This is a genomic window from Rania fehmarnensis (genome assembly GCF_056494185.1).
Genome location: NZ_CM151398.1, coordinates 5,090,140 through 5,111,865, shown reverse-complemented (window position 1 = coordinate 5,111,865; position 21,726 = coordinate 5,090,140). Strand labels below are relative to the sequence as shown.

General features: G+C 55.6%; 12 protein-coding genes. 8 read left to right on the top strand and 4 right to left on the bottom strand.

Features of this window, described 5'->3' with window-relative positions; translation table 11 throughout:
- The first annotated feature begins 365 nt into the window (after positions 1-365).
- The 3 genes from SH573x_RS17265 to SH573x_RS17255 all read left to right on the top strand — a co-directional run bounded on the left by SH573x_RS17265 (position 366) and on the right by SH573x_RS17255 (position 2,812).
- Positions 366-1,418 (top strand): hypothetical protein, encoded by a 1,053-nt coding sequence (locus tag SH573x_RS17265; protein WP_479348891.1) that lies wholly within the window; start codon positions 366-368, stop codon positions 1,416-1,418.
- 367 nt (positions 1,419-1,785) lie between these two features.
- The gene (locus SH573x_RS17260; RefSeq protein ID WP_479348889.1) at positions 1,786-1,992 is read left to right on the top strand and encodes a hypothetical protein; all 207 of its coding nucleotides are present in this window, start codon (positions 1,786-1,788) and stop codon (positions 1,990-1,992) included.
- Positions 1,985-2,812 (top strand): PIG-L deacetylase family protein, encoded by an 828-nt coding sequence (locus SH573x_RS17255; RefSeq protein WP_479348888.1) that lies wholly within the window; start codon positions 1,985-1,987, stop codon positions 2,810-2,812. Before SH573x_RS17260 ends, SH573x_RS17255 begins: the two co-directional genes overlap by 8 nt.
- Positions 2,813-2,817: 5 nt before the next feature.
- Here the strand turns inward: SH573x_RS17255 and SH573x_RS17250 are convergent, their stop codons facing one another.
- From SH573x_RS17250 to SH573x_RS17240, 3 genes are all read right to left on the bottom strand, one after another.
- Positions 2,818-4,092 carry an aminotransferase class I/II-fold pyridoxal phosphate-dependent enzyme gene (locus SH573x_RS17250; RefSeq protein ID WP_479348887.1) on the bottom strand — a complete coding sequence of 425 codons (1,275 nt, stop codon included), beginning with the start codon at positions 4,090-4,092 and terminating at the stop codon, positions 2,818-2,820.
- Positions 4,093-4,322: 230 nt separating this feature from the next.
- Positions 4,323-5,291, bottom strand: a complete 969-nt coding sequence (gene gluQRS, locus SH573x_RS17245) for a tRNA glutamyl-Q(34) synthetase GluQRS (RefSeq protein ID WP_479348886.1) — start codon at positions 5,289-5,291, stop codon at positions 4,323-4,325.
- Positions 5,292-5,300: 9 nt separating this feature from the next.
- Positions 5,301-6,158, bottom strand: a complete 858-nt coding sequence (locus SH573x_RS17240; RefSeq protein WP_479348885.1) for a lipase family protein — start codon at positions 6,156-6,158, stop codon at positions 5,301-5,303.
- A gap of 259 nt (positions 6,159-6,417) precedes the next feature.
- Between SH573x_RS17240 and mfd the strand changes: the two genes are divergently transcribed.
- Positions 6,418-9,690: a transcription-repair coupling factor gene (mfd, locus tag SH573x_RS17235; protein WP_479348884.1), complete on the top strand. Its 3,273-nt coding sequence runs from the start codon at positions 6,418-6,420 to the stop codon at positions 9,688-9,690.
- Between the two features lie 41 nt (positions 9,691-9,731).
- Positions 9,732-10,565: a tetratricopeptide repeat protein gene (locus SH573x_RS17230; protein ID WP_479348883.1), complete on the top strand. Its 834-nt coding sequence runs from the start codon at positions 9,732-9,734 to the stop codon at positions 10,563-10,565.
- Positions 10,566-11,010: 445 nt separating this feature from the next.
- Here SH573x_RS17230 and SH573x_RS17225 read toward each other — a convergent pair whose 3' ends face one another.
- Positions 11,011-12,009 (bottom strand): IS110 family RNA-guided transposase, encoded by a 999-nt coding sequence (locus tag SH573x_RS17225; protein WP_479348882.1) that lies wholly within the window; start codon positions 12,007-12,009, stop codon positions 11,011-11,013.
- Positions 12,010-12,315: 306 nt separating this feature from the next.
- Between SH573x_RS17225 and SH573x_RS17220 the strand changes: the two genes are divergently transcribed.
- The 3 genes from SH573x_RS17220 (at position 12,316) to SH573x_RS17210 (ending at position 21,624) form a co-directional block, all read left to right on the top strand.
- Positions 12,316-13,620: an MFS transporter gene (locus SH573x_RS17220; RefSeq protein WP_479348880.1), complete on the top strand. Its 1,305-nt coding sequence runs from the start codon at positions 12,316-12,318 to the stop codon at positions 13,618-13,620.
- A 211-nt stretch (positions 13,621-13,831) separates the two neighbouring features.
- Positions 13,832-20,287: an SDR family NAD(P)-dependent oxidoreductase gene (locus SH573x_RS17215; protein ID WP_479348879.1), complete on the top strand. Its 6,456-nt coding sequence runs from the start codon at positions 13,832-13,834 to the stop codon at positions 20,285-20,287.
- Between the two features lie 8 nt (positions 20,288-20,295).
- Positions 20,296-21,624, top strand: a complete 1,329-nt coding sequence (locus SH573x_RS17210) for an aminotransferase class I/II-fold pyridoxal phosphate-dependent enzyme (RefSeq protein ID WP_479348878.1) — start codon at positions 20,296-20,298, stop codon at positions 21,622-21,624.
- Positions 21,625-21,726 lie beyond the last annotated feature (102 nt).

The following is a 21,726-nucleotide window of genomic DNA, read 5'->3' as shown; positions in this document are numbered from 1 at the left end:
AGCATTGCCAGTGCTTGGAACGAAGTGGTTCGGTTGACGAGCCTGATCAGCAACCAATGTGAGCGAAGTTGTGCACGCACCTTTATGGGGGACTCTACGTTGACCGGTTGCCACCCAAAACCCTCAAGTCCGATCTCGCCAGAAAAATTGGAAATTCCCGTAGCTGATCTCGCCAGAGATTGGATGATTTAAAGGTGACGCTTCCAAAGTCTGGCGACTTCGGCTACGGAGCATCCGAAGTCTGGCGACTTCGGCAACGGGGGACTTCGGCTACAAAGCTGGGCAAGAAATAGTGGAGTCAAATCGTCCTTGGATGTATAATGGGTCGCTGCGGAACCGCTTCCTTGTGCCTAAGAGGCTGATGGATGACCCCTTGGAACGAGACATTCTCTCGAGTTCTGACCTGGAAAGGTGCACTGCCTAGAGCCCTGCGATTGCACAATGTCTTTGTGCATTCGTCAGTTATTCTGACATTGCCGTTAACTGCTCTGGTCCTGCTGATCTTGCTGAAGGTCGCTCCGACGGACGGTGATTGGAAAGCGGTGGCCATCACATTACCAACTGTCTGGTTGGGCAGTCTGCTTTTTCGAGTGTTGACTCAGTGGTTGGCCGTAGGTTGGCAAGGCGACGAGTTTGAATTAACGATTGGGCCCTTTGGTAACCTGTCGCATGATTATGAGCGTCTGCCGGCGCCGACCATGATGTTTTACGCTGGGTCTGGGCAAGCGGCCTCGATGTTCGCGGCTTTTATCGGCGTGTTCATTCTGGGCATCATCAACACGAGCCCAGATTCAGGCGTGACGGCTGCAACTCTAATGGACTTTCACACGGGGCTCAGCAGCAATGCCTGGGCGTCGCAGTTGGTGTGGGTCAATGGTTTGCTGTTTCTGATCCACCTTTTGCCGGCAGTGCCTTTCGATGGTCGCGCATTTTTTATCGGCTGGTGCCGCGCGACCAACCCCACGCTCGAGTCCAGCGAGATTCATCGCTTGCTGTCATCAACCGATTCGCATTTGGGAATCGGATTGGCCGGCATGTCGGTCGCCATGATTACCGCGTGTCTGGCCGATGGTGATCCGGTCAGCATGTGGGTCGTCGTCATGCTGATCTCGACCTATCTGCTCGGCATAAGTCACTTTGAAGCCTTTCAAGCTCAGCAAGAAGACGAACTGGCCGAACCACCTTCGCCGCGTGCCTGGCGACAGCGAACGCGCAGTGCGCATTATGCGCGTGGCTATGATGAACTGGACGAGTATGAATCTCTGGCCGAGGTGCCCGACCCGCATGAGATCTTAGACATCGACGAGATCTTGCGAAAACTGCATCGTGAGGGCCAAGACTCACTGTCGCCCTACGAGAAAGAGGCCCTTCTAAGCGCCAGCCGCGAACTACAAGCCCGCCGCCAGTCCGGCACCTGAACTCGCCCCTCGTACCCGATCTGACCAGAGAGTGATGAGTAATCGTTTAACCCGTAGCCGCAGGTTAGGCAAACGAAGCGATTGTTCGTGCAGGGTATGCCTCTGTATTAAGCATGTAAATGCTCAGCAAAATGTAGACTTGGGTTAGAGGGTGCACCTCGCCTGGCGGCTACGGGTTAAACGATTGCACCTCGCCTGGCGGCTACGGGTTAAACGATTGCACCTCGCCTGGCGGCTACGGGTTAAACGATTGCACTTGGCCTGGCATCGCCTGAGATTGGAACATGTTACGATACGCGTCCAAAGTCTGGCGACTTCGGCTACGAGTGTCTGGCGACTTCGGCTACCTTTTTTGCGAGCCTTCAACATGCAACGCGTCAAGATCTACAAGTCGATTGAAAGTGAATTGCAAACTCTTGAGGCGGAGATCAACGCCTGGATTAACAGTGAGCAACCGCGTATCATCTCGATCACTGGAAACATAGCGCCGCAGACCGGCAACCCACAGCAGGCGGGTTCGTTTTCGGCATCGGACGTATTGGTGATTGTGTTGTACGAGGTAGGGAATGGTTGAGCAGAGCACGGGTCCACGTTTGTTGGTTTTAGGTGCCCATCCAGATGATGCAGAGATTCAGGCAGGCGGGCTGGTGGTGCGTCACTCTGCGCTGGGAGCGACCATTCGCATCGTCTCGGTTACCGATGGCCGCAGCGGTCATCATGAAATACCACCTGCGGACCTGGTCACTATCCGGCGCGAAGAAGCGCGGGCGTCGGGTCACTTGATCAATGCTGACTCGGTGACTTGGGATTTTCCCGACGGCGGACTGGTAGCCGATTTGGCTTTGCGGGCAGCCATTATCCGCGAGATCCGCAGTTTTGCACCTGACCTGGTGCTAACGCATCGGTTGTCAGATTATCATCCCGACCATCGCGCGGTGGCTCAGGCCGTTCAGGATGCGTGTTACCTGGTGACTGTACCGCATATTGCCGCTGATGTGCCAGCTCTTCAGCGTGACCCGGTGGTGGCCTACATGATCGACATGTTTACACGCCCCCAACGTTTCCAAGCCCACGTCATGCTCGATGCAACTTCGGAATTGGACACGATGGTGCGTATGACCGCCTGCCATGCATCGCAAGTATTCCAATGGCTGCCTTACCATGACGGATTTCTAGAAACGGTGCCCGACCAAGAGAATGCGCGGTTGGTTTGGCTGCGCGAATGGTTGCTGTCGATCTCGGCTCGACGTCGACAGCATTTTGCTCGTGAGTTATCCGCCCGAGGAATGACCGGTGCCGAAGTCATCGAAGCTTACGAGATCAGCGAATATGCTCGTCAGCTGGATGACCACGAGAAAGCCAGACTGTTTCCAGGTGGGAAGTTTGAACTTTGAAGTTCTCACACCACCGTCGGAGTTTTCTCGGAGTACCTGGCTTCCATGCGTTCGAGGCACTTGCTGATTTGTCGAACGGCTTGACGCAAACGATTTTCGTTTTCAACCAGAGCCATGCGCAAGTAACCTTCGCCGGCCGGTCCAAAACCGCTGCCCGGGCTGACCGCGACATCACCTTCCTCAAGTAGCATCATCGCAAAATCTAGCGTGCTCATACGCTTGCGCCACTTCTCAGGCACGCGGCCCCATACAAACATGCCTGCGCGGGGTGGAGTGGCTTCCCAGCCGATACGATGCAAGCCATCGACCAACACATCGCGTCGACCTTGATAGATCTGCGACTGGCGCTCGACAGCGGCTTCGGTATCGCGCAGTGCGACGATGGCGGCAATCTGAATTGCTTGGAACATACCGTAGTCATAGTAGCCTTTGATCGTAGCCAAGCCACGGATCATGTCGGCATTGCCAGCGCAGAAACCGACGCGCCAGCCGGCCATGTTATAGCCTTTGCTCATCGTCGTGAACTCAACGCCCACATCCATCGCACCTTCAGCGGCCAAAAAGCTCGGCGGCTGATACCCATCGAAAGCTACATCGCTATACGCAAAATCGCTGATGACCATAAAGCCATAACGCTTGGCCAGCTTGACTACTTCCGGGAAGAAATCGGCTTCCACCGTAATCGTCGAAGGATTATGCGGGTAGTTGATAATCAGCAACTTAGGTCGCGGATAAAAGTGCTGACAAGTGTAAGCGATGTTCGACAAGAACTTCTCACTGTCCGCGACTTCCAACGCCACGACATTGCCTGCCGCCAGCACCACTCCATACATGTGGACTGGAAAAAACGGCGCGGGGATCATGGCCGTATCGCCAGGTCCCATTAGCGCCAAACACATGTGGCTGAAACCTTCTTTGCTGCCCAGGCACACGATTGCTTGCGATTCCGGATCGAGCCTGACGCCATACTTGCGAAAGTACTTATGAGCCAACTCGCGGCGCAGATTCAGCAGGCCATTGCTCTTGCTGTAGCCATGATTGCGAATATCGTGGGCCGCTTCGCTGAGCTTGTCGATGATGACTTGTTCGGGTGGATCCGATGGATTGCCCATGCCCAAGTCGATCACGTCATTGCCAGATCGACGTTTTTGATACAGCGTATTATTGATCCGACCGAACAAGTACGGGGGCAAACGTTGCACGCGATCGGCGTATTCAATGCGAAACGGAGCCGGTTCTTCTTGTTGAGCTCCATTGTTTTGATGGCTGCTATCAGACATTGCCCCAATCCTTGATTGACTTGCGTTGCGTTGTATTGTCGGAAACCACGTTCATTATTTCATCTTTCCCCAGTCTCTGCGAGCCCCTGGTTACCAGGCTCTGCCTGGTAACCCGCTGCCTTGCAGGCTCCGCCTGCGTCTTACATCCAGTACAAATACATTCCGCCGAAGCAGTTGCGCAGGCGGAGCCTGCGGAGCAGTGGGTTACCAGGCGGAGCCTGGTAACCAGGCTACATCTCGTTCAGTAACTGCAAAACTTCTGGTAACTGCACCACCGTCGGTTCCCGGGCAAGCTTTAGAGGGTCCCACCTGCTTAGAAGTTCGCTCAGTTCTACTTTTCGCGGCTTGTCGATCAGTCCGGCAGTCCAGGCCAGGTAGCCCCACAGCTGCCCGGCCGTGTAGCCCCCTTGGCGAAACCAGGATACGCGCGTGTCCCCATGGCGCTTGGCCAATCGCCGACCGTCCGAGCCGATCATCAGCGGCACGTGCATGTAATGTGGAGCCGACCAGCCCAAGCGACTGAGCAGGTCCAACTGACGAAATGTGCTAGGGATCAAGTCCTGTCCCCGAAGTACCTCGTTAACTTTCATCAAATGGTCATCGACAACCACCGCCAATTGATAAGCCGGCGTGCCGTCACCTTTGGCAACTAGAAAATCGCCCAAGGCCGTGGCGGGATTAATCGATTGAGTACCCATGACTGCATCTGGCCACTGGAGCATCGAGTCGCTGACGCGATAACGCCAGGCAAATTCATCGGGCTGAAAAAAGCTGGCGTCAGCCACCGAGCGCTGGCGACATGTTCCAGGATAGATGGGCCCTTCGATCGCTTCATGCGGCGCGCTGGCAGCGGCCGCAATTTCACTCCGCGAGCAATTGCACGGATAGACCAGCTCACGCTCGATCAACTCGTCTAGCCACTTTCGATAAATCGACAATCGTTCGGTCTGAACATAGGGCCCGTCCGGCCCACCTACATCCGGCCCGTGGTCCCAATCCAACCCCAGCCAATGCAAATCATCCAACGTCGCTTGACGAGCCCAAGGCTTGACACGCGGCGAATCGATATCCTCGATGCGCAGAATTAATTGCCCCGCAGACGAACGAATCGCCAACCACGCCAATAGAAACGTACGCGCGTTGCCCAAGTGCAATGCGCCGGTTGGTGAAGGTGCCAGGCGGCCAATGGATAGTGCCATAGATGTGAATTACACTGCTGGCATTTTCTTGACCGGTTTGATGCGACCACTCTCTTCATCTTGAATGGCGCGCTGGATGTATTCGACGTAACGCACCATTGAGTGGTCAGCCAGGTAATCGAATTCCCACTTGCGCATCGCCGTTAGCAAGCCATGCATGCGATCGCGAAAGCGGCGCCACGGTCGATACTTCCGAAGTCGTCCATAAGCATTCAAGTACAACTCGTGACCACCATGCCGATAACCCATCCAGGAGGGAGGCACGCGGGTGACAATGTCGTTGTTGTTGACCCAACGATAGTGATTGATTTTGACGTAATTGATGTAGCGTCGGCAACCGACTCGCGGACTGCCGAAGGTGAACAGGCCCTGCGGATTGGACGGGATGCTGGAGATCTTGCAACGACCGGCACAAATTGTAGCCATCGCGCCACCCAGCGAGTGCCCTGTGAACCACAAAGTATTCTCGTTGTCCTTCAGTGCTTGTTCGAGTTTAGGCCACAAGTCATCGACTTCCTTTTTGAAGCCCCGATGAACCCGTCCAACCGATTCGGCCACGACGCTCAGTGCATTCACATCGGCCTTTAAATCGTTCCACTCGCCCGGTTCGGTGCCTCGACAGGCGACAATGGTGTCGTACTGATGGCGAAAGATATAGGCTTGGGCTCCATCGTACTCGTAATATTGAGCTTCTTCGAACCCGACAGCAGCCACCGCTTCGCGCACCACATCGTCACGGAAGTACGCCAGCCTGGCTATCTCGGCAAATAATAAAGACTGTCTGAGCAAACTCAAGTCATCGATCGGCCCAGCGAGCGGATCGGACAAGATCTTGATCGCTTCCTGAACAGCACCTGTGGCAGACATAGTTTAGTAAAGCTCCGGCCCCTTGAATCGACTCCCATTCGCCCCAGATTATAGCAGGCCTCCGTTAGTCGGGTCCCCCGTAGCCGAAGTCGCCAGACTTTGGAGGCGTGACCTTTAAACCATCCAATCTCTGGCGAGATCGGCTACGTTGCATCCAATCTCTGGGGAGATCGGCTACGCCAATAGGATTCCCTCGCCGCAGGGCGACCGTTACAATTTGGATCAGATTTCAAATAGTTGGCTTAACCACGGGACAAGGATGCAGCCGCGTCGAGCTGTGCTCTCGGTGAAGAAGGCCGCCACGCCTCCATTGACACTGGCCGATGTAATCGCCCAAGTGGCCGATCAACCTGCGCTGATTCAGGCTGTCGATGCTGTCCAGCTAGAGCGAGTGGTCACGATCGAAGGCATCTGGTCGGGTGCCGTAGCCCCCACCCTGGCTGCTTGGATTCGTCGTCAGGCCAAGCCGCTGTTGGTGCTCTGCGCGCATGTCGCCGAATCGGAATCGCTGGCCGCGGAGCTCAGCGAACTCTCCGCGGCCGCCAAAGTCGAAGTGTTACCTCCGGGCAGCGAAGATCACGAATTTGAATCGCTGCAGCATCAAGAGACTGCGCAGCGCCTGCATGTGCTCAGCTGGCTTTATCATTTAAAAGATGCTGGTCACAAGTCTTCGGCACTGCCGGTCGTCGTCACGACGCTACCAGCCCTTCTGCAGAGCGTCCCAAGTCCCGAGACCCTCGAAGGTGACAAACGCGTCTTGGTCGCTGGCAAACAAGTCGATCTGGAGGACCTGCGCAGCTGGTTGATCAAAGCTGGCTACCATGCGACCAGTTCGGTTCAATTGCCGGGTGAGTTTGCGATTCGTGGTGGCATCTTCGATATCTATCCGCCAGATGAACCGATGCCGGTACGAGTCGAGCTCTTTGATGATGAAGTCGAATCGCTGCGCACCTTTGATATAGCTTCACAGCGCAGCATCGAAAGTCGCGAGCGTTTGCAGCTGATTGCCGTTCAAGGTTCGATTGCTCAAGATGGATCGGCGCTGGACTATCTGCCGGAGGATTGTCAGGTCGTAATTTACGAACAGAACGCCGTGCGCGCCGCCGGCGCAGCGTTCTTGGCTCGCGTGCCCTTTCCTGAACGATTTGTGGCACCCGAGACAATCTGGCAACGCATTACCGGTTTTCCACTAGTGCTCATCTCGCAATTGGCAGCCGACGGTTACTTGGGCCAGTTGATCCGTTTGCCACTGGGGGACGTTCAGCGTATTGGTGGCGATCTGGAACGTTTGGGAGCCGACATCGATCAGTACGCTGGAACGCGGCCCGTGGTCGTGGTCGCGATGAATGAAGGCGAGTCGGATCGCTTGAAAGAACTCTTGGGCTCCGCCAAAGCCACTTCGGAGGAACGGCTGTTCATCCAGGTAAGTCAATTGCAGAACGGCTTTGAACTCTTGGCCGATGGCCCATTCGTGCTCACAGCGGGGCAAATGTTGCGGCGAAGCCATGTTCGTCGAGCTGCCAAACGCACGCAGAGTCGACCGCTGGATAGTTTTTTGGATCTCCGACCCGGCGACCTGGTGGTACACCTCTCGCATGGTATTGGCATCTACCGTGGTATGTCCTTGCTCAATAAGCATGGACAAACCTTCGAACATCTGGAGATCGAATTCGACGAAGGCACCAAGATCTATGTGCCCACCTCGAAGATTGAACTCATCCAACGCTATGTGGGTGGAACCAAGAGTCGACCCAAGCTGGCCAAGATCGGCAGTCAGACTTGGGTTCGCCAAAAGAAAGCAGCGCAGGAAGCGGTCACTGACATGGCCGTCGAGCTGCTCGAATTGCAAGCGCAGCGTCGTAGCCAACCAGGCATCACCTTCGCTGGCGATAGTATTTGGCAAAGCCAATTCGATGCATCGTTTCCTTACATCGAAACGCCCGATCAACATTCGGCCATCGACGCGGTGAAGCGTGACATGACGATCAGTCGTCCGATGGATCGACTGATCTGCGGCGACGTCGGCTTCGGAAAAACCGAAGTTGCCATGCGGGGTGCCTTCAAGGCGGTTGACTGCGGCTACCAGGTCGCTGTGTTGGTTCCCACAACGGTGCTCGCCGAGCAACACTACAAGACCTTTGTGCAACGCCTGGCCGAATTCCCGTTTAGCATTGGCAAGCTCAGTCGTTTTGCCACTAAACGTCACCAGCGGGAAACTGTCCAGGGCTTGGCCACGGGCCAGATCGATATCGTTGTCGGCACGCACCGCCTGGCATCCAAGGATGTGAAGTTCTTCAACTTGGGGTTGCTGATTATCGACGAAGAACAGCGGTTCGGCGTAGAAATGAAGGAACGGCTGAAGCACATTCGCAACAATGTGGATGTGTTAACGCTGTCGGCCACGCCCATTCCGCGAACTTTGCACATGTCGTTGATCGGTGTGCGTGACATTTCCAATCTGGAAACACCCCCTGAAGATCGGCTGAGTGTGGAGACGCGAGTCACCCGTTTCAGCGATGCCGTCGTGCGCAATGCGATTCTGCGCGAATTGAATCGCGAAGGTCAAGTCTACTACGTGCACAATCGTATTCAGGATATTCACGAAGTCGAAGGCCGCTTGCGACGCCTGGTACCCGAAGCCCGAATCGCAGTTGGTCACGGTCAGATGGAAGAGGGGGCGCTTGAACAAATCATGATCGATTTTATCGAGCATCGCTTCGATATCCTCCTGGCCACGACCATCATCGAAAGTGGTTTGGATATTCCCAACGCCAACACGATCTTTATCGACGAAGCCAATCGATATGGTTTGTCGGAGTTGCATCAGCTGCGTGGACGCGTAGGCCGTTATAAACACCAGGCGTATTGTTATTTGTTGGTTGATCGCCACAAACATCTATCGCCCGACGCCGCTCGACGGCTGCATGCTATCGAAGAGTACAGCCAGATAGGGGCTGGCTTTGGCATCGCCATGCGCGATCTGGAAATTCGCGGCGCAGGCAATCTACTCGGCACGCAACAGAGCGGTCACATCGCGGCCATTGGCTACGAATTGTATTGCCAATTGCTGGAAGCTGCTGTCCGGCAGTTGACGAATCAACCACCCAAGATCAGTTTGGATGTAGAAGTTGATTTACCCATCGATGCGTTTTTGCCGGTCGAATACGTGCCGGACATGCGGCATCGCATCGACATTTATCGACGCATTAGCCGCTTGAGCGATGTTAATTCATTGGATGACATGCGCGCTGAATTGGCCGATCGATTTGGCTCGGTGCCTGCCTCCGTCGAGCGATTGTTACAGGTGGCTGAACTAAAGATCGATGCCACGCTGTGGGGAGTCAAAGCCTTGCAGGTGGAAGACAAGTATTTGGTGCTGACCTATACCAACAAACAGCGCATCGAACATTTGGCACGCATGCACGACAAACAACTGAGAGTTGTCGATCAACAAAAAGCGTATTGGGTCACCAGCCCTGGCAAGGTGATCGACTGGATAAAGGAAGCCAAGAAGGCATTTCGAGCTGCGTAACCCGTGACATGTCCCATCTAAAGTTCAAGTGGATTGCTCCCATGAAACCTCTCAAGCCAGATGACCTGCTGCTTCGCCAAACCCCGGTTGAGCAAGAACGCTGGGCGGAAGAGCCCACCAATCCGCATGCAGCCAAGCGGCCGCTACGCCTGGAACGCTTTCAGGAGCTCGAGCAAACTCTGCGCAACAATCCGATTCAATCGGAGCCGTATGTCGAACTGGCGCGGATCTACTTGCATCAAGAGCGCTGGGTAGATGCCAAGCGGGTCTTGGATCGAGCGGCGGAGTTGTTCAATCAAGATGAGGAAGTGCTGTACCTGCGTGAAGAGGCTCAGTTGGCCCGCTCGCTGCACTTGTTGGCGTGTGCCGAAGCAGAATATCGACGCGTGGCCAACGATGTTTCCGAAAAAGAGTTGCAGCGAGCCAAGCTGGACTTGAATGCCATGCGTGAAAAGGTCTGTCGAGCACGCCTGGTGCGGCACCCTGAGCAGTTGGAGTTGACCATCCCACTGGCCGACGCGCTCGAAGGTCTCGATCGCAGTGAAGAAGCCGTGGACTATCTGCGTCAAGCCTCTCAAGATCCGGGACTGCGCGCCGCGGCCAGTTTAAAGCTGGGCGAAATCTTCGAGCGCACCGGCCGCGTAACCGATGCGCTGGCTGCCTACCGACGGGCCGCCATGTTTCGAGTACCCCCGCCAACGCCAGCCGTAAAATTGACCGCGCTGACCAAAGCCGCCGAACTCTCTCTTGAGCATCGCTTGCTCGATTCCGCTTCGCGCTACGTCGCCATGCTCCGAGAAATGGAGCCTCAGAATTTGAAGTGGATTGAAATGGACGAGGAGATCGTCTCGCTGGAATCCTCGCTGCTGCCGTAGTGTACGATAGTCACCTCCACCGCGCAGCGGGGGAGGTCGCAGACAAGGCGTTAGCCGAAGTCTGCGGGAGGGGGCCCGGCGCCAGACAAGACTCCTGCTGTACTAATGACCTGCACTGCCCAGACCCCTCCCGAATCTCGCTAAGGCTCGATTCGACCTCCCCAAGGCGAAGCCTTGGAGAGGTGACTGTCACCTCCACCGCGCAGCGGCGCAGCGGGGGAGCGACCGTCTAGTTGGTAGTCAAGGAAGAATCTTAAATTTCTTCCCTTCGCTTGGGCATCTTGGGGGCCAGCCCCCAAACCCCCGGGATTTTTCAAGGCATGGCGCCGGTAACTCAATGTTTGATTTCCTACAGGCGCAGCATTACTATGAACTGTGCTAAGTGAAACATAGCAAAGCTCTGCGGGGACGCAACTTTGTAAGGGATAACTTAGTCGCCGGTGAGTCAATGACCCGCCGAGCACGTAGCGCCCGTGGCCAGGCTGGCGACAGCTTGGTCACGTGCCTTCTTCTCGGGGTCCCACATCGTTTGCGTACGTACCATCTCGTGAAGGATCAGGAGCAGCTTTCGCATGCTCGCGATCAACGCCAGCTTCTTCGGTTTTCCTCGGCTTAATAACCTCGAATAGAATTTCTCGACCACTGGATTCTTTTTGGTTGCCACTAAGGCCGCCATGTATAGTGTACGACGCACCGTTGATCGACCTCCGCGAATGCGTCTCTTGCCATCGCTCTGACCGGTTTGGTTGGCCATCGGAGCTACACCAACAAGCTTGGAAATTTCCGTACGAGAGATTTTTCCAAGTTCAGGAAGTTCAGCACACAGAGTGACTGTCGTGATGAGACCCACGCCTGGCGCGCTGGAGATGATCCTTACGTTAGGTGTCTCTTTGCTCATCTCCTTGGCTTGCTCCTTGAGCTGCTCGTTCAGAGCTTTTAGCTGGTTTTTCAGCATTTTCAAGCTCTCTTCAACGAATTGCTTGACCGTCTCATCCTCAAAACGCAAGCGATTCTTCTCTTGGTTGATCATCGTCATGACCTGTACTCGACGACGCGTAAGCGACCGAAGCTTCTTCTCTCGCTCGGTAAGCGGCTTGGTCAAATGGACTTTGACCTGCTCACCAAAATGCCGAATTACTTTGGCATCAATGGTATCCGTCTTTTCTAGATACCCGTGTGCCTTGGCGTAGTAGTGAGTCTTGCGCGGGTTGACCACCGCCACGTTGACCTTCGCCTCGTGTAGCAGGTCAACCATGATATTCTCATAACCACCGCTGCTCTCGCAAACCACAAGTGTCTTTTCAGGCTCTTGGATGCGCTCGATCAACTTGCCAATGGACGAGACCGTGTTGCTAATCGTTGAAGGCAGCTTGCCCTGGGAATCGGAAATGTCTAGCTTCTTGGAAGCTACATCAATGCCGATCACGCGATCATATGTTGTCATTGTAAACTCCTACCTAGTAAATTCAGGCTTCCTCGCACTTGGCGAAGAGCACTCAGCGACCGTTCGGATAGAAAACAATCAGCTGCCCGACTTCGCTCCCCCACGAGCTACAAATGTGTACATTCGTTCGGGGTCGATAAACTGTCTGGGTAGCTGAGTCCGACACCGTTGCAACGACGTCGAACATGAACATCTTAGTTGGCCGCTATATACTAGGTCGCAGACAAGGCGTTAGCCGAAGTCTGCGGGAGGGGACGCGTCCAAAGTCTGGCGACTTCGGCTACGAACACCAAAAGGGGCGATTCATTGGCGACTACGATACGCTACCAAATCATCGCTGCAGCCACGCTGGCTGCGGTCATGCTGTATGTCGACCGCGTGTGCATTGCCGAGATTGTCAAGCTGAAGGAGTTCCAGAGTCAATTAGGTTTGAACAAGGAACAAATTGGGCTGACTTTGTCGGCCTTCTTTTTTAGCTATGCGCTTTGCCAGGTTCCGGCTGGCTTGCTGTCGGATCGCTTCGGTGCGCGACAGATGTTGCCACTCTATATCTGTGTATGGTCGATATGTACTTTGCTGACCGGGCTGGCAACGGGGCTGGCCATGTTGTTGGCGATCCGTATGGTTTTTGGCATAGCCCAAGCGGGTTGTTATCCCACCGCCGGCAGTTTGATTCGTCGCTGGATTCCGCTAGGGGGGCGCGGATCGGCCAGTGCGATTGTGTCCTTTGGTGGACGACTGGGAGCGGCGATGACACCCGTGCTGACCGCCTGGCTGCTGAGAGACTATGTCAGTTGGCGCATGTTGTTGGTGATTTACGGCACGATTGGTTTTGGCGTGGCGCTCAATTTCTGGTGGGTCTGTCGACAGACTCCAGAGGAGCATCCACGTTGCGATCAGGCGGAACGCGACTTCATTCGCGGCTCGACTTCCTCGTCCACTCAACCGAGTTTGGATGCGCGCTTGGACGCTGAATCGGGGCCGTCGATCACTCCACTGTTAAAAAGTGGAACGATGTGGTTAATGTGTTTGCTGCAATACGGTATTAACATCGGCTGGGTGTTCTTAGTAACCTGGCTACCGACTTATTTGTCGGAAGTTAAGCATGTGGATCCCGCTTACGCTGGACTGATGTCTACCTTGACATTGACAGCTGGTGTAGTGGGGATGCTACTGGGTGGACCACTGACCGACTTTTTGGCAATGCGCATCGGCAAACGTTGGGGCAGATCGTTGCCGATGTTTGTGTGTTACCTGGTAGCTCTCAGCGCTTATCTATCTTGCCTGCTGTGGCAGACGCCCTGGGCGTTTGTAGCTGCTGCTGCGCTGGTGGCCTTTGCGACCGACCTGAGCGTCCCATCGATTTGGGCTTACATGCAAGATGTGGGTGGGAAGAACACGGCGGCCTGTTTCGGTTGGGGAAATATGTGGGGCAATCTTGGTGCCGCCACCACTCCGGTGCTTGTCCCCTTCGTCCTGAAGTACATGGACAAGAACAACGACTGGCACGAAGCTTTTATCTTTTTCGCTGCCGGTTACTTCGTGGCCGCACTATGTGCGCTGGGGCTAAATGCTGACCGAACGTTGGCTGAAGAATCGTCAGTCCGATAGCCAGCGCCTTGACGCATCCCTATAATAAAGGGTAGCGGATGGAAAAATCGGGTTCATTACTCTGCCTGACCTGTAGAGTGACAATGCACTGTTGGCCAATGCGCATGGTCGCGTATGGCTTTCGGTGCTTGTGTTCGTTCTGCGACGCTTGATCTGTAGGCGTCGCGCGTCAGGCATTATTCGATTGGTCCATTCGCATCTAAACAAGCATATGCCTTCGCGCCCGCAACCGATTGCAGTCGTTGGTTTTGCATTTCGTTTCCCCCAAGGCATAGAAAGCCTGGCAGCGCTGCGCCGCGCGCTGGAGGAAAGATTCAGCGGTATCGATACCGTTCCACTGCAGCGCTGGAGTGTTGAGCGATACTACTCCTCCAATGCCGTATCCAAAGGCAAATCGTATATCCAGCGCGGTGGCTTTCTCACGCAAGACATCAGCCAGTTTGATGCTGCCTTCTTCGGAATCTCGCCACGCGACGCGGAGAATATGGATCCGCAGCAACGTTTGTTGCTAGAGGTTGTGTGGGAAGCCTTCGAGAACGCGGGACTATCCTTGCCAGCGCACGCAGGTCGACAAGTGGGCGTGTATGTCGGCGGTTTCATGCTCGATCATATGATCTCGCAAATGGCTCCTTCCAATCGCTCGCAGATCAATCAGCACACCGCTGCGGGCATGATGATGACCATGCTCTCCAACCGCATCTCGCACACCTTCGATTTGCGCGGACCCAGTCTGTCGATCGATACAGCCTGTTCCTCATCTTTGGTCGCATTTCACTATGCCTGCCAAGACCTCTGGCGCGGCGCGGCGGAAGTGGCCATCGTCGGTGGTGCCAACGTCATGACGCGCCCGGAGTATCCGATGGGGATGTGCAAGGGTCACTTCTTGTCGCGCGATGGCGAATGCAAATCGTTTGATGCCCGTGGCGATGGCTACGGACGTGGTGAAGGTGCCGCGGCTGTGTTGCTCAAACCGCTCGACCAGGCCGTCACCGACGGTGATTCTATCCTCGCGACGGTTATAGCTACCGGAACCAATCAAGATGGGCGTACACCAGGTATCTCCATGCCCAGTCGCTCGGCTCAGCAAACGCTGATTCAACAAGTTTGCGAACAATACGATGTCGATCCGCGCCGCGTGCAATACGTTGAATGCCACGGCACGGGAACGGCGGTAGGTGATCCTACCGAAAGCGCCGCCGTGGGCTCCATTTACGGCGCCGCCCGCCGCGATGTCGGGCCAGTTGTCGTCGGTTCGATCAAGAGCAACATCGGTCACACCGAGGCCGTCGCCGGAGTCGCAGGTATCATCAAGACAGTTGTTACTCTGATGGACCGTCGAGCCTATCCGCTGGCCAACTTGCAAACATGCCATCCGGATATTCCGTTTGAACAGCTGAATTTGCGTATATCAGATGCGATCATTCCACTGGACGAGGACTGCTGCGCTGCGGTCAACTCGTTTGGATACGGTGGTTCCAACGCACATGTGATCATGCAAGCGACGCCGGCGTCGAACCAGGTGAATACTCGCTCGCCAGAGCCAGCCGTCCAGTCGCGACAGTGGCCCTATTTCTTACCCATCTCGGCTCGCGACCCGAAAGCGCTTCATCAGCTGGCACACAGCTATGCTGAACTGCTGAGCGACGAAAGCCTGGCGCTCGATGACGTTTTATACTCTGCCAGCCACCGACGAGCTCACTTAGAACATCGTGCGGTAATCCAAGGTCAGGATCGTGCCGAGCTGATCAGCGGCTTGGCGGCTCTACACGCTCAACAAGAATCACCCAACGTAGTCACTAATACTCGACCATTCCAAGGCAATTCTGCGCCCGTGTTTGTCTTCACGGGCATGGGGCCCCAGTGGTGGGCGATGGGGCAACAGCTTTATCAGCAGAACGCCACCTATCGCACCACGCTGGATCAAGCTGACCAGTGTTTCAAAGACTTGCTCGGTTGGTCGGTCTTGGACGAGATGCTCAAAGATGAGGCTTCGTCGCGCATCACGGAAACGCAATTCGCGCAACCTGCCAACTTGTTTATTCAACTTGGTTTGTTGGCGGTGCTGAAATCCGCTGGTGTCCAACCAGCAGCGGTCGTGGGTCATTCCGTGGGTGAGCTCGGTTCGGCCTTCGCCGCGGGAGTGCTGTCGCTGCGCGATTGCATAATCGTCTGTTATCACCGCAGTCAACTACAAGCGACCTGCGCGGGTAGCGGAGGCATGCTGGCAGCCGCAGTCGGTCAAGAGCGCGCGCAAGAACTGATCGCCGCTGTAGCAGATCGCGTCTCGATTGCGGCCGTCAATGGACCGAGCAATGTAACGCTGGCTGGCGATATTGATTGTTTGACGGAAATCTCCGCTCAACTTTCTTCCGACGCCATCTTCAATCGGCGCTTGGAAGTAGAGGTGCCCTACCATAGCCCGATGATGGATCCGATCATGGAGCCGCTTCGAAGTGCGCTGGTAGGTATCGAACCCAGTGAACCAACAATACCGCTCTATTCCACGGTCACTGGCCATCGAGTATCAGGAATTGCCTATGGTGCTGACTACTGGCCCAAGAATGCGCGCCAAGCTGTGTTGTTTGCGCCGGCCATCGCGCAACTGCTGGCAGACGGCTATACACACTTTGTCGAGATCGGTCCGCATCCAGTGTTGGCCACCAGTTTAGGAGATTGCATTCGCGCAGCCGGCAAAGAGTGTCGTACGCTCTTTACGCTTCGCCGCAATCAACCAGAAATTCAGTGCCTGCACCGTGCAATCATGTCCATCCATGCCGCCGGTTCACCGATCGACTGGAGCCAACTGCATCGCCACGGTCGCTCGGTGGCTCTACCTAACTACGCCTGGCAGCGGCAGCATTACTGGCTGGAGAACGATCGAGCGCGGCAGGATCGCATTGCCCAAGTCGATTATCCAATTCTGGGTATTCAAGAAGCGCCCGGCGCGCCGCATTATCGCAATGACTTCGATCACGAGCCGATGATGTATTTGCGCGATCACGTGGTGACTGGGATGCCTGTCTTGCCCGCAGCGGCTTACATCGAAGCCCTGCTGGAGCTCGGCGGTGCCCATTTGCCTGAAGCGGCCGCTTGGGCCATTCGTGATTTGCAGATCCTTTCGCCGCTGATCATGAATGCCGATAAAGGCACCGACTTCGTAACCGACTACGACCCGTTAACCGGTAGTGCCGCCATTCGGTCGCTTGAAAACGGACGACTGGGATTCGGTCAGTTGCACGTGCACTGCCAGCTCGGTCAATCGCCAGGACTACCAGCCGATCGATCCCAGCCGCGGGTCAACGTAAACCAATGGCGAGCAAGATTCGGTTTACCCCAGACCGAGGCCGAAGTCGACAGCGCTATGCATGGTCGCGATCCCGCTGCTTCTTCGCTGGCATGTCAGCACTTGTATCAATCGCTGGCCGCTATTGGGTTGACCTATGGACCTGCCTTTCAAACGGTGCGCGATATTCACGTGGACATTGCCCAGGGGCAAGTGCTGTCCTACATCGTCATCAAAGATTATCTAGTCAAAGACCTCGGCAAGTATCGGTTGCATCCTACGTTGTTGGACGCTTGTTTCCATTCGCTGATTACGATGCTGGGCGATACCGACGCAACCTACTTGCCGACTGGTTTGGAAGAGTTGTGCCTGTACTCGACTACTTCGCCCACTGCCATCTATTGCCTTGGCGAGCGCATCTATCAAGACTCGCGTCATATCGATTGCAATTTGACGCTGGTAGACGAAAGCGGCAATCTGGTGGCTATGATCCGCGGCATGCGCTCCACCATGGCCGCGCGCCGCGAGCGTACGGACAAACATGGTGATCGGGTGCGTCAACAAGTACTAACTTACGATTGGTTATACGGTGGTACGCTGGCAGAACCCAGACGCTTGGGCCACTGGTTAGTGATCGGCGGAAGTGATTCGGATCCTGCTGAAAATGCGTTGACCGACCTGCCGCAGCGTCTGACCGAGCGCTTAGAAGACTATGGCGTCGAAGTTTCTGGCTGTGTTCGCACGGGCCAGCTGTTCGAACAAGCCGGTCGAGACTTTACGATTCGGGCCGGTCATCGTGATGATATGCAGCAAGTCTTGGAAAGCTGTGGTCCACTGGATGGTGTCGTTTTCCTGCAAGGCCTGCAATCTACAATTCGTAGTGCTGATCCGACTGCCGAAGAGGCGATCGTGCATTTGACCCACTTCACTCAAGCGATTGCACAACGATTTGGTCAAAGACCGCCCCGTGCCTTTGTGGTCACACGCTGTGGTTTATGCGTCAAGGATCTCGACCGCCAACATGAACCAGGCCAGGCGGCTTTGAACGGCTGGGTGCGGGTGGCTTTAAACGAACTCGATGGCTTCAAGTTCACCACGGTTGATCTACCGACGGACGTCGACGAGGAACTAGTCGACATGCTCGCCTTGGAACTTTTGGCGGATGATGAACATGATGAAGTAGCTCTGCGTGGTTCATTGCGTTACGTCAGTGAATTGGCCGAAAGCATGCTGCTGGAAGAAGACCGGGTCGAGCAGCGCGCGATCACCGATCAGCAATGCGTCCAAGTGCGAGCTGTGTTGCCCAACATTGAATCGGTTGGTTCGGCTCGATTAATTGCGGTCGTGCCTCCGACGCTGGGTGACGCTGATATCCGCTTGCGCATCGAGTCGATGACCATTCCGCGCGACCTGCTGTTGGATCCTAGCGCCGATGCGATTTCCCAGCCGCTGGTTGAGATCGCGGCCCGCGTCATCGACGTGGGCGCAGCGGTTGCCGACCTGCGCGTCGGCATGCGCGTATGTGGTCTGGCTCCTTCTGACTTGTGCAGTCACATGTGCGGCCCGCGCGAGCGCTTTATCTTGATCGAAGTGGACGGAGAGGCTGCGGCACCCCAGCTGGCTGCCAGCCTCGCTCTGGTCACTCGCGCGATCGTGGCGATCAAACTTGCCCAACCAACTGCCGGCGAGACAGCGCTCGTCGAGCTGTCGCCGCTCGGTTCCATCGTCGCAGACTTGCTGGCACACCGAGGCGTAAAGGTCTGCAGCCTTTCGCCCGCAGCCAGCGGATTGGCTGCGAGCAGTCCTACTTCGAACCGCTTACACGATTCAGTCTACGGACAGACAGCCCCAGAGCTGCAACACGCTCTGAGCGAACATACATCTGGCAATGGCTTCGATTTGTTAGCCGTTGATCTAGCGCAGTGGCATCAGCGCTGCGGTTACTGGATGTTGGCCAAGGGTGGTCACATTGTCGACACGGGCTCTACGACGGCCAACCTGGCTACTCCGCCCCAAGCGGGGCTAGTAATTCGCACTGACCTGATCGCTTTAGCGCATCGACCACAACAGCTACAAGCAGCACTCGCGGAAGCGACCAGCTATATCTCGACCACGAGCGCTCTGGTGCTGCCAAGGTTGGATGTCTCGATCATCGACTTGGCGCTGCGCAAACTGCCGCTGCGTAATGATGCGTTGGCAATGACTTTGACGTTTGATTCCAAGGCGCGGACGCTACCAACGGTCGTAACTTGCTCGATGAAAATAGATCGCGAGGGGACCTATCTGATTACCGGTGGGCTCGGCGGCTTCGGATTGAAGACGGCGGCCTGGCTGATCGACAAGGGAGCCAGGCATCTGGTGCTGACCAGTCGTCGCGGCTTGGACAGTGAAGAGCGCCAAGCGGCAGTTGCCCAGTTGGAAGCCATGGGAGCGAGCGTGCGGGTGATCGCTTGCGATGGTGCCGATCGCGATGCAGTGGCTCAACTGCTGCAGACTGTCCACGCGGAGATGCCGCCTCTGGTAGGCATCTATCATTCAGCTGCAGTGATCATTGACCAGCTGATCACTGAAATGGACGAAGCGACCTTTCGCACCGTCATGCGCAACAAGGCCACAGCCGCGTGGAACTTGCATGAACTGACCAGGCATTTGCCGATTGAACAATTCGTGCTTTATTCCTCGGTGGCCAACCTGGTCGGTAATGCGCGACAAGCCGCCTATAGCGCGGCCAACGGTTTCTTGAATGGATTGGCTCAACATCGAGAACGCCTAGGCTTGCCGGCCACTAGCGTTAACTGGGGCGTGATCGGCGATGTAGGCGTTGTGGCTCAAGATGAAAAACTCGAGCAATATTTGCGTTACACCGGCATGCGTGGCATCGCCTCGCAAGATGCCCTGGATGTACTGGAGCAGGCACTGGCTCGCGATGTCACTCAGTTCGGCTTGACGCTGATCAGCTCTTGGGCGGACTGGGCCAGGTTTGAAACGCGTGGCTCCAAGTCGCCACGTTTTGCGACCTTGATCGCTGCTGATACTAGTGGTGTCAGCGCTTCGGTTCGCGATGCTCTGATCGCAGAGCTCGCCACGCTGGGGGCAAGCGAGCAAGTGGAAGTGTTGGCTGCACTGATACAAGAGATTCTAGCCGGCGTACTTAAATCCGAGCCGGCGTCGATCTCGATCGATCGCAAGATTGAACAGCTGGGCGTGGATTCGCTGATGGCAACTGAAATTCAAATGCTGCTCAATAACAAGTTGGGTTTAAGCGTTTCGGTGCTCGAACTGATTGGCGATGCCACGATTCGATCTCTGGCCCAGCAGTCGGTCAAATCGCTGCTCGATAACGCGGTTGCGCCGGAAGCCAAGTTAGCGGATGCTGCCAGGTAAACATCACGATGAACACACAATCCAGTCTCGATCGTTTGAAGAAGCAACTCAACCTCCGCGCAGATCCGGCTGTACCGCTTGAACCACGGCGCGCCAATGTTCCATTGCAAGAGTCGTTCTACGACTTCGCCCAGTTCCCGGAGTACAAGGACTTCGAGAACATGGAGTGGTTCTATCAACGCCAGAGCTATCCACAAAACCAGTTCCGCGAACACCTGGGTGCCAGCGATGCAACCGTGGAACTGGATGGCCGCCAGTTGATCAACTTCTCCAGCTACAACTACCTGGCCTTGGCCAATGATCCGCGCGTTAAGCTGGCCGCCAAGAACGCCATTGATCAATTTGGCACGAGCACTGGTTCAGGTCGCGCGATCACGGGTGAAATCGATCTGCACTCGCAGTTTGAGCGTGAGATATGCGAAGTACTGGGGGCTGAAGATGCTGTGTTGTCGGTGGGTGGTTACAGCACCAATGCGTTTACGATCGGCTACCTCTGTCGGCCTCAAGATCTGATCATTTATGACGAGCTGATCCATAATTCTGCCTTGGCCGGTTGTCGCATGACCACGGCTCGACGCTTTAGCTTTCCGCACAATGATTACGCGGCGCTAGATCGACTATTGGCCGAGCATCGTGGCGGTTACGAACGCGCGGTAGTGTTGGTTGAGGGCGTGTACAGCATGGATGGTGACATCCCAGACGTGCCGCGCATCATCGAGATCAAGAAGCGACACAAGGCCCTGCTGATGCTCGACGAAGCGCACTCGATGGGCGTGATCGGCCCGCGCGGTTTGGGTATCACTGACTATTTCAACCTCAGTGGACGCGACATCGACATTCATTACGGATCGATGAGCAAAGCGTTTGGCACATGTGGCGGATATGTAGCGGGTCCCAAACCGCTGATCGCCATACTGAAAAACTACGCGCCAGGAGTGTTGTTGTATGGCGCCGCCCCGACGCCGGCAAATACTGCCGCTGGATTAGAGGCACTGCGGATCATGCGTGCAGAACCCGAGCGCGCACAGCGGGTGCAGAGAAACGCGGCCTACTTCATTCAGTGCGCACGCCAGGCAGGCCTGGATACCTTTCACAGCCACGACTCCGGTGTCGTGCCACTAATGATGCGCGACTCCGAACTGGCGTTGTGGCTTTCGATCCAACTGTTCCAGGCTGGCATCTGCTCCTTTCCGATGGTCTATCCGATCGTCCCGCGCGACAAGTCACGTTTACGGTTTTTCATCAATACCAATCACACTCCATCGCAGATCGAGCGCACGATCGACTTGGTGTCATCAGCTTTGAAGCGCGCGCCCGCGTCTCAAGGAATTTTTTAACCCCCATTTTTTAGCCCCATCCTATTAACCCCACCTTACGTCAGCGTTGCCCGCGCTGTCTGAACCTCAACACACTTCGCGCCCACGAAGTGAACAACTCCA